General features: G+C 35.0%; 3 protein-coding genes and 2 tRNA genes. All 5 read right to left on the bottom strand.

What is annotated here, in order from left to right; translation table 11 throughout:
* Positions 1-100 precede the first annotated feature (100 nt).
* Entirely contained in the window at positions 101-1,216 is a 1,116-nt protein-coding gene (locus M663_RS0108695) for a Nif3-like dinuclear metal center hexameric protein (protein ID WP_029688643.1), read from the bottom strand.
* Positions 1,176-1,880, bottom strand: a complete 705-nt coding sequence (locus M663_RS0108690; RefSeq protein ID WP_029688642.1) for a class I SAM-dependent methyltransferase — start codon at positions 1,878-1,880, stop codon at positions 1,176-1,178. Before M663_RS0108690 ends, M663_RS0108695 begins: the two co-directional genes overlap by 41 nt.
* 62 nt (positions 1,881-1,942) lie before the next feature.
* Positions 1,943-2,018 (bottom strand) — tRNA-Ile (locus M663_RS0108685).
* Between the two features lie 6 nt (positions 2,019-2,024).
* Positions 2,025-2,099, bottom strand: a tRNA-Asn gene (locus tag M663_RS0108680).
* 51 nt (positions 2,100-2,150) lie between these two features.
* The coding region (locus M663_RS0108675; protein WP_029688641.1) for a sigma-70 family RNA polymerase sigma factor at positions 2,151-2,382 on the bottom strand (232 nt) is incomplete at its 5' end.

Below are 2,382 nucleotides of genomic sequence, written 5' to 3'. Positions count from 1 at the left end.
GCACGCGGCCATCCGACTTACTCACATGCGTTATTTCATATATATTTCTTAACATCAATCGAGTATATATTATCATATATATTTATTTTTGTCAACCTAATTATAGATATATAAAAGGATCTTTTTGACTTTCACTAACTAATACTTCTATTTCGTGTCCCTGTTCCTGAGTTTCATCAATTATATATTCTGCAATAAACCTGACTGCAATATTCTCCGTACTAAAATGTCCAGCATCAATTAAAGCCAATCCGAGGTGTTGGGCTTCTACCGCATCGTGATAGCCAATGTCTGCTGTTATTAAAACATCCGCTCCTTTAGAAACAGCTTTGTGAATAAGACTTGCACCGCTTCCACCACATACAGCCACTTTTCTAATCTTTTTATTTAGGTCTCCTACCACTCTTAAATTATTAATTTTAAGTTTTGTTTTTACTTGTAAAGCTAATTCTTGCAAAGTAGTTTCTGAAATAATTCCAATTCTTCCAAGCCCATATTCTTCTTTAACATTTTCCAAAGAATAAATATCATAAGCAACCTCTTCATAGGGATGAACATTCAGCATTGCAGTTACCACTTTTTCTAAATATCTCTGAGGTACTATAGTTTCTATCTTTACTTCTTCTGTCTTTTCTAGTTTCCCTATTTCACCAATAAATGGGTTTGTTCCTTCTAAAGGTCTATAAGTTCCAATGCCTCGTACCTGAAAAGTAGCATCACTATAATTCCCAATGAAACCAGCGCCCGCACTGCACATGGCATTTTTTACCACTTCTTCATATCCTTGCGGCACATAAACTGCAATTTTCTTATATTCTTCGGAATAAGTGACAGCCAAAACTTCCCTATCGTATATTCCTAGGATATTGCATAAAATATCATTCATACCATTTGGAGCTATATCAAAAGAAGTATGTGCTGCATAAAGGGAAATATCATTTTTAATAAGTTGTATTAACAAGGAGCCCACTGGATTATCAGCCCTGACATTTTTTATTGGCTTAAAAACTAACGGGTGATGAGTTACAATCATATCTACTCTTTTGTCAATTGCTTCCTTAACTACTTCAGAAGTAGCATCCAAAGCTACTAAAACTTTTGAAACATCTTTAGAACCATCTCCTATTAACAATCCCACGTTATCCCACTCTTCAGCAAATTTACGCGGTGCAAGTTTATCCATTATGGAAGCTATTACTTGGCATTTCAAGCCCATTTATCAACACCTCGAATTTCTTTACTTTTTCCTCTAATTGCTTACGCTTTTCATTGGACTCTGGAAGTTTACTTATGATTTTCTTCATTTTGTCGATTTTATATTGTAAGAATTCTTCTAGTAGTGGATGTCTTTTTTGTAAGAGTTTTTCCCCTACTTCATAATATATGTGATTTTTGACTTTTTGTCTACCATGTTCTGCTACTATTATTTCATAATATTTTTGATTTTCCTTAACTAATTCCTCATCAGAAATTTTGTATCCATTTTCTATTAAGTATTTCCTCAAGTCTGCTGAATCTCTCATAGGTTGAAATATAAATTTTTTGATAGTTTTTGCAATATTTTTTCCCTCATCTAGTATTTTTGTAATTGAAATTCCTCCCATACCTGCAATGACAACTATGTCTACTTCCCCTGGCGATAAAACATTAAGACCATTCCCTAACCTTGTGTCTATCAAAGATTGCAAATTTCGCTTCTCAACTTCTTTTACAGCTTTACTTAATGAACCTTTATTTAAATCTGAAGCAACAACATAGGTAGATATTTTGTTTTCGATAAGGTAAACAGGAATAAGCCCATGATCAGTCCCGATGTCTGCAACTTTTGACCCATGAGGAATGTATTCAGCAATTTTCCTTAATCGCTCTGTAAGTTTCATGTAATCCTCCTAAAAGTATAAAAAATAAAAAAGCATTTAAAGCTAAATGCTTTTTCTCTCAATGGTGGGCCTTCAGGGATTTGAACCCCGGACCAATCGGTTATGAGCCGACCGCTCTGCCAGCTGAGCTAAAGGCCCAAAAAATGGCTCCTCAGGTAGGGCTCGAACCTACAACCTACCGGTTAACAGCCGGTTGCTCTACCCTTGAGCTACTGAGGAATACAATAATAATTATACAGATTTTTGCCCCATTGTCAAGACAGCTATCTTTTAATCAAGAAAATCTTTTAATTTTTTAGATCGAGAAGGATGTCTCAATTTTCTCAACGCTTTTGCTTCAATTTGTCTTATGCGCTCTCTTGTAACATTAAATTCTTTACCGACTTCCTCTAATGTCCTTGCTCTACCATCATCAAGTCCAAATCTCAACCTTAATACCTTCTCTTCCCTCGGGGTTAAAGTGTCGAGAACATCCATCAATTGCTCTTTTAGCATTGTAAAT

The organism is Thermoanaerobacter sp. A7A (genome assembly GCF_000445185.1).
In the GTDB taxonomy this organism is placed as follows: Bacteria; Bacillota; Thermoanaerobacteria; order Thermoanaerobacterales; family Thermoanaerobacteraceae; genus Thermoanaerobacter.
Note: the sequence above shows the minus strand (reverse complement) of the source record. Positions and strands in the feature narration are given on the sequence as shown.